Genomic DNA, 6,881 nt, shown 5'->3' with positions numbered 1-6,881 from the left:
AGAGCTGTTCGAGCTCCTGGGGGATCACCTGCCAGGACACCCCGTACTTGTCCTTGAGCCAACCGCAGGCGCCGGATGACTTCGGTCGGTTGACCGACCGATCTCATCCCATCGGACCGAACTCACGTTCCTCGGCTCGTTACCAGCCCGGACAGCCCAGCATCGGCGGGACGAGGACCGACCGTTCCCGCCTTCCGGCGCACTGCCCCAACTAGGCTTGCCCGCGTGAGCACGAGCACCGAACTCCCCCAGCAAGTCTCCGAGACGTTCGACCCGCAGCGCTGGCGCACGGTGTCCGGCTTCGAGAACCTGACCGACCTCACGTATCACCGCGGCGTCGACCGCAGCGGTCCCGAGCCCCGCGATCTGCCCGTGGTCCGCATCGCGTTCGACCGGCCAGAGGTCCGCAACGCGTTCCGCCCGCACTCGGTGGACGAGCTGTACCGGGTCATGGACCACGCGCGCATGACGTCCGACGTCGGCACGGTGCTCCTGACCGGCAACGGCCCCTCCCCCAAGGACGGCGGCTGGGCGTTCTGCAGCGGCGGTGACCAGCGCATCCGCGGCCGCGACGGCTACCGCTACGCCGAGGGCGAGAACGCCGACTCCATCGACCCGGCCCAGGCCGGCCGCCTGCACATCCTGGAGGTCCAGCGCCTGATCCGGACCATGCCCAAGGTGGTGATCGCTGTCGTGGACGGCTGGGCCGCGGGTGGCGGGCACTCGTTGCACGTCGTCGCCGACCTCACGGTCGCGTGTCGCGAGCACGGCAAGTTCAAGCAGACCGACGCCGACGTCGGCTCGTTCGACGCGGGATACGGCTCGGCGTACTTCGCCCGCCAGATCGGGCAGAAGCGGGCCCGCGAGGTGTTCTTCCTCGCCCGCGAGTACTCCGCCGACGACGCCGAGCGCTGGGGCTCCGTCAACGAGGTCGCCGCCCACGAGGACCTGGAGGGGCTGGCGCTCGAGTACGCGCGGATCGTCGCCACCAAGTCGCCGCAAGCCATCCGGATGCTGAAGTTCGCGTTCAACGCGGCCGACGACGGCATCGCCGGCCAGCAGGTGTTCGCCGGCGAGGCGACCCGGCTGGCGTACATGACGGACGAAGCGGTGGAGGGCAAGGAGGCGTTCCTGGAACGCCGGGACCCGGACTGGTCCGCCTTCCCGTACTACTACTGAACGACTGCTGACGGTCGCCGCTGCTAGGACCGACGGCGTCCGCCGGCCAACCGCAACGTACGCGTGGTCAGGTAGGTACGGCAGCGCCGAACCGCAAGGCGCACGTCACCGGCAGCGCCGAACCGCAAGGTGCACGTCACCGGCAGCGTCGAACCGCAAGGTGCACGTCCTCAGGGGCCCCGATCGACGTGTACCTCTCGGCTCGGCGCCGCCGGTGACACATACCTTGCGGTTCGGTGGCTCGAGCGGCGCCGTTGGACGTAGAACTTGCGGCTCGGCAGGACCGGAGGCCACCACCGGCGCACAACATGCGGCTCGGCAGGCAGCGACGACGCTGTCGGCCGCACAACGTGCGGTTGGGCGCAGCGCCCAGCGCGCCGCGGGGACCGCATCCGGCGCAGCACGCAGCGCGCAGCGGGGACCGTGCACGGCCGTCAGTCGTCGTCGTCCGGCGCGCGGCCGTCCGAGGTGACCGGAACCGGCGTCACCTCGACCCGCACCTCCTCTGCGCCCAGCGCGCCCGCCAGGTCGTCCGGACCGGTGAACACCACCATCCCCGGGTAGTCCGCCAGGATCTGCTCCAACCGGGCGCGACCCTCCTGGTCCAGGTCCCGGTCCAGGTCGGCGACCAGGAGCAGCGGCGGTTCACCGTAGATCGCGCGCGCGAGAGCGAGCCGGGCACGCTCGTCGGTGGTCAGCGGCTCGCCCCCGGCGCGCAGCTCGGTGCGGAACCCGTCCGGCAACCGGTCGGCGGAGAGTCCGACGGTGTCGAAGACAGCGGCGGCCGTCTCGTCGTCCAGGTCGGGGCGCCGGTAGCGCAGCGCGCGCCGCAGCGGCCCGCGCTCGAACACGGCGCCCCTGGTCGCGAGCCCCACCAGGGCGCGGCCGCGCGCTGGTGCGGCGGCCCGCAGGTTCTGGCCGGCCACCCACACCTCGTCGGTGGTGCCCCGCGGGGCGGCGTCGAGCCCTACGACGCGACGCATCAGGCGCAGCGGCGCCTCCGGGTCGTCGCTGGTCAGGCGGATCCGAACACCGCCACCGCCACGCAAGGGCGCGTCCTGCGGGGTGAGCCCGGGGACGTCCATGTGCACGAGACCCGGCCCGTCCACGCCGTCGGGCGCGGGCGCCGACGCCGCGAGCTGGCGCGAATCCTCGTGCTCGGTGCGCCGACGGGCGGCGTCCGCGAGCGCCGGGCCGAGGACTGCGCGGGCGGCCAGATAGGTCTGGCGGTACTCGACGATCCGGCCGAGGTCGATGATCGGGGTCGACGCGATGCCCGCGACGGCCATGGCGGCCATGGTGACCGCGGGGTCGAGCCCTCGGACGACGCCGATCGCCGCGACGGCGAGGGTGGCGAGCAGCGCCGCCACGGTGCCACCGGCCCGGATCGTCCCGACGATCACCGAGCGGTCGACGGCACGGTCGACGACGACGCCCGACGCGGTGTCGATGTGACCGAGCTCTCGGCGGGCGCCCCGTGCCGCGATGATCCCCTGCGAGGCCCCGACGGTGTCGGCGATCCGGGTGGCCATGCGGCCCCTGGCACGCCGCAGGCGCCGCGACTTCAGGTAGGCGGTCCGCGCCCAGGGCACCAGGACGGCGGCGAGCACGCCGAGCGGGAACAGGAACCCGATCCCGAGGTACGGGTCGATGATCGTGAGGCCCACGGCGGACCCGGCGATCAGCGGGATGCCCGCTGCGAGCGGCCCGACGCCCTGCGACACCCAGTTGCGCACGCTGGAGAGGTCGTTGGTGGTCCGCGCGACGGTGATGCCGAGGTGGGTGCGGCTGCCCGGGGTGAGCTCGGCCTCCAGCAGGTCGCGACGTACCTGCCGCACGTAGTCCTGGCCGAGCCGCTCCGCGACGATCCGTTCCTCCACCCGCAGCCCGCCGAGCGCCACGGCAGCCGCCACGATGCTGAGGATGACGACCGCCGTCGGCCACGGGCTGCCTGCCCTGAGCTGGGTCAGCGCCCAGGCGCTGACCGCGCCGAGCGCGCCCTGGCCGAGCCCGAGCGCGACCAGGCCGAGCAGCCACGTCCGGCGGGGCCCGGTGAAGATCTTCGGCAGCTCGCCCGGCTCAGGCGACCGCATGACCGTCCCGGCCGGGAGCCAGGCCCGCGGCGCTCAGCGCGACGGAGGGCAGGCACAGGTCGAAGGTCGGCACGACCCGCACGTCGAGTGCCGCACGGGCCTCGGCGGTGGCGAGCGGCGACGACGTGAGCACGCCGGACACGACCGACGGCTCGCAGCCGAGCTCGCGCAGCGCGCCGACTCCCCCGCTCGCGCCGAGCGCGTCCCCTGCTGCGAACACGACGCGGTCGACCACCGTGCGGAACGCCTCGTCCGTGAGGAGCCGGCGCGTGTCGCCCTGGTAGAGGCCGTCGGCGATCTCGATCAGGACGACGTCGGGGGCGCCGCGGCCTGTCGGGGACGCCAGCACGTCGGCCATCGTCGCGAACACGTCGCGCACGTCCTCGAAGGCGAGACCGAACGTGCTGGGCAGACCGAAGTCGGTGAAGTCGATCACGTGGTCCGCTCCGGCGTCGGTGTAGTGGTGGGCGTCGTTGCCTGCGCCCGTCCCCGTCGCCTTGCCCGCGTGGACGGTGCGGCCGGCGGCGGCGAGCCCCCGGGCGAGGCAGGCCAGCGTCGTCGACTTGCCGGAGTTCATCGACGTGCCGACGACGGCGACGACGGGCACGCGCTGCGCCGCCCCGCTGACCGACGACGCCGGGCGCACCGGATGAGGCGCGAAGGCCGAGAGGTTGACCACCCCGTTCGCGTCCGAGAGCAGCCCGATCGGCTCGATCACGGTGGCGTCCTTGATCGCCGCGTGCTGGTCGACGACGCGCGAGGCGAGCCCGCCGGCCGCCGCGAGATGGCACGGTCCGAGGTCCTGCGGGATGACCGCGTGGAACTGGTCCGCCGCGTAGCGCGACCCGTAGGACACGACGATCTCGTCACCCTCGAACAGGGTCTGGCGGCGCGAGGCCGGGGACTCCAGGCGCCGGTGCTGACCGATGGTGACGACGCGCGCCAGGACGACGTCCCCCGGCCGTGGCGCCCGCATCGGGTCGGTGATCAGATCGAAGGCCGCCGGGTTCGCCTCGACGGCCGCGGCGACGAACCGCGTCGAGTAGGCCTTCTTGGCCCGCAGCAGGCGGCGCACGAGCGGGTCGGGTACCGGGGCGGCGACGTCGGCGGCCCGCAGCGGGGCGGCGACGGGGCGCGGGGCGTAACCACGGGTGTGCGGGGACGTGTCGAGAATGCTCATGGCAGCCACGCTTTCTGGTCGAGGGACGAACGGTGCAGCACCGTCACTCAACTAGGCGGCCATGAACCCGTCATGAGACCGGGATGAAAGGTCTCTCATCGAGACACGATGGACCGCAGCCGGGGCCAGCCCCAGGGCGGTCACGAGGGCCGCGCACGTGACCCGCACGGCCTGGGCAGCCTTACCCTCGTGAGGTGGCACCGACCGACCCCCTGACCGACGTCGTCCGCGCCGTCCGGGACGCCCTCGACGGTGGTCCCGCCTACGCCCCACAGCCCCGGCTGTCCGACGCCGTCCCGCCGCCCGGCACCGCGCTCGTGCTGCGGACGTCCGGTTCCACGGGAAACCCACGCGAGGTCGCGCTGAGCACCGCCGCCCTGCGCGCCTCGGCCCGAGCCACCCACGAACGGCTCGGCGGCCCCGGCCGCTGGCTGCTCGTCCTGCCGCCCACCCATGTCGCGGGGATCCAGGTCATCACCCGGTCCCTCGTGACGGGCAAGGGCGTGTACCCGGACACGCTGGACCGCTTCGCCCCAGCGGACTTCGCAGCCGTCGCCACCGACTTCGCCGACCTCCTGGCGCACGGACCGCGTGCGTACGTCTCCCTGGTCCCCACCCAGCTGCATCGCCTCGTCACGGCGGCCGACGGCGGTGACACCGCAGGCCTCGACGCCCTCACCCGGTTCGACGCCGTCCTGGTCGGCGGCGCCGCGACACCCGCACCGCTGCTGGCCCGCGCCCGGGCCGCCGGCGTCCACGTCGTCACGACCTACGGCATGTCCGAGACGAGCGGCGGCTGCGTGTACGACGGCGTCCCGCTCGCCGGGGTGCGCGTCCGGGCCGCCGACGTCGAACCGGGGGCCCGGTCCGGCGCGACGCCCGGGACCGGGGCGGGTGCCGTCGAGCTGTCCGGCCCGATGCTCGCCGAGGGCTACGTGGGCGACCCCTCCGCTACGGCGGCCGCCTTCCGCACCGACGCCGACGGCGCTCGCTGGTTCCGCACCTCCGACCTCGGCCGCCTCGACGACGGCCGCCTCACGATCCTCGGCCGGGCCGACGACGTCGTCGTCACCGGCGGGGTCAACGTCGCCCCGGCGGCCGTCGAGGACGTGATCGCCGGGCACCTGGCCGAGCTCGGCAGCCCAGGCGAGGCGTGCGTCGTCGGCGTGCCCGACCCCGAGTGGGGCCAGGCGGTCGTCGCCGTCGTCGCCGTCGGGCAGGCGCTGTCCGGTCGCGTACCGGCCGGCGGCCAGGGCCTGACCGACGGCGGCGGTGAGCTGCTCGCGGGTCTGCGCACCGCCGTCGGGCAGCGGCTCGGGACGCCGGCCGCTCCGCGCCGGGTGTACGTCACCGCGGCCTTGCCCGCCCGGGGCCCGGGCAAGGTGGACCGCCGGGCGGTGCGGGACGCCGTCGTGCGGGCCGAGCGAAAGGCGGGCCGGGAACCCGTGCGACCATGACTTCGTTCCTCCGCCAGGGCCGCGCACAGGCGCGGCGCCAGTGTCCGGAGAACCGGACAGCACCCCACGAACGAAGGACACCCTGATGGCGACTGCCGCCGAGTGGATCTCCGGGGCACGGCCCCGCACGCTGCCGGCGGCGGCGGCACCGGTCATGGTCGGTACCGGTGCGGCCGCCCAGGTGGACGCCTCCGCGTGGCTGCCCGCGCTGCTCGCGCTGGGTGTCGCGCTCGCGCTGCAGGTCGGGGTCAACTTCGCCAACGACTACTCGGACGGCGTGCGCGGTACGGACCTCGACCGGGTCGGACCGATGCGGCTGACCGCGTCCGGTGCGGCGGCGCCCGGCGCGGTGAAGCGTGCCGCGTTCGCCGCGTTCGGGGTCGCGGCGGTGCTGGGCCTCGCCCTGAGCGCGGTGTCGGGCCACTGGTGGCTGATCGCGGTCGGTGCGGTGTGCATGGCGGCGGCCTGGTACTACACGGGCGGCAAGACGCCGTACGGGTACCGAGGGCTCGGCGAGATCGCGGTGTTCGTGTTCTTCGGCCTGGTCGCGGTGCTCGGCACCACGTACACGCAGGCCGACCGCATCACCTGGCCTGCGGTGCTTGGCGCCGTCGGCGTCGGCCTCATCGCGTGCGCGCTGCTCATGGTGAACAACCTGCGCGACATCCCGACCGACGTCCTGGCGGGCAAGCGCACCCTCGCGGTGCGGCTCGGCGACCACCGGGCCCGCCGAGCCTACGTCGCGATGCTGTGGATCCCGGTGCTGCTCGCCGCGGTGTGCGCGTTCTGGGCGCCGTGGTCGCTCGTCGTGCTGCTGCTGCTCGGTCCGGCGGGGCTGCTCACCATCCCGGTCCTCGCCGGGGCGCGCGGGAAGCTGCTGATCCCGGTCCTGGCCGGCACGGGCCTGTACGAGCTGGGCTACGGCCTGCTCCTCTGGTTCGGCCTGTCGCTCTGACTGCCGGTGCGCTGGCC

General features: G+C 74.1%; 5 protein-coding genes and 1 pseudogene. 3 read left to right on the top strand and 3 right to left on the bottom strand.

Annotated features, from left to right (window positions below; translation table 11 throughout):
* Nucleotides 1-79 (bottom strand): annotated as a pseudogene (locus tag AB0F40_RS23090) (VOC family protein); the annotation flags it as partial.
* A gap of 146 nt (nucleotides 80-225) precedes the next feature.
* Here AB0F40_RS23090 and AB0F40_RS23085 point away from each other — a divergent pair.
* Complete coding sequence (locus tag AB0F40_RS23085) at nucleotides 226-1,179, top strand: 1,4-dihydroxy-2-naphthoyl-CoA synthase (RefSeq protein WP_357473252.1); 954 nt, start codon at nucleotides 226-228, stop codon at nucleotides 1,177-1,179.
* 434 nt (nucleotides 1,180-1,613) lie between these two features.
* On the opposite strand, the gene AB0F40_RS23080 is transcribed toward AB0F40_RS23085, so the two are convergent.
* Nucleotides 1,614-3,272, bottom strand: a complete 1,659-nt coding sequence (locus AB0F40_RS23080; RefSeq protein ID WP_357473249.1) for an ABC transporter ATP-binding protein — start codon at nucleotides 3,270-3,272, stop codon at nucleotides 1,614-1,616.
* Nucleotides 3,259-4,452, bottom strand: coding sequence for a DUF1611 domain-containing protein (locus tag AB0F40_RS23075; protein WP_357473246.1), 1,194 nt, complete (start codon nucleotides 4,450-4,452; stop codon nucleotides 3,259-3,261). Before AB0F40_RS23075 ends, AB0F40_RS23080 begins: the two co-directional genes overlap by 14 nt.
* Nucleotides 4,453-4,646: 194 nt before the next feature.
* Between AB0F40_RS23075 and AB0F40_RS23070 the strand changes: the two genes are divergently transcribed.
* Nucleotides 4,647-5,909, top strand: coding sequence for an AMP-binding protein (locus AB0F40_RS23070; RefSeq protein ID WP_357473243.1), 1,263 nt, complete (start codon nucleotides 4,647-4,649; stop codon nucleotides 5,907-5,909).
* 85 nt (nucleotides 5,910-5,994) lie between these two features.
* Nucleotides 5,995-6,864, top strand: a complete 870-nt coding sequence (locus AB0F40_RS23065; protein WP_357473241.1) for a 1,4-dihydroxy-2-naphthoate polyprenyltransferase — start codon at nucleotides 5,995-5,997, stop codon at nucleotides 6,862-6,864.
* Nucleotides 6,865-6,881: the final 17 nt, after the last annotated feature.

The sequence above is a fragment of the Promicromonospora sp. NPDC023987 genome (genome assembly GCF_040639055.1).
Classification (GTDB): Bacteria; Actinomycetota; Actinomycetes; order Actinomycetales; family Cellulomonadaceae; genus Promicromonospora.
Note: the sequence above shows the minus strand (reverse complement) of the source record. Positions and strands in the feature narration are given on the sequence as shown.

Coding starts and splice junctions, on each gene's coding strand:
- AB0F40_RS23075 (WP_357473246.1), bottom strand. CDS start 4,452: ATGAGCATTCTCGACACGTCCCCGCACACCCGTGGTTACGCCCCGCGC.
- AB0F40_RS23065 (WP_357473241.1), top strand. CDS start 5,995: ATGGCGACTGCCGCCGAGTGGATCTCCGGGGCACGGCCCCGCACGCTG.
- AB0F40_RS23080 (WP_357473249.1), bottom strand. CDS start 3,272: ATGCGGTCGCCTGAGCCGGGCGAGCTGCCGAAGATCTTCACCGGGCCC.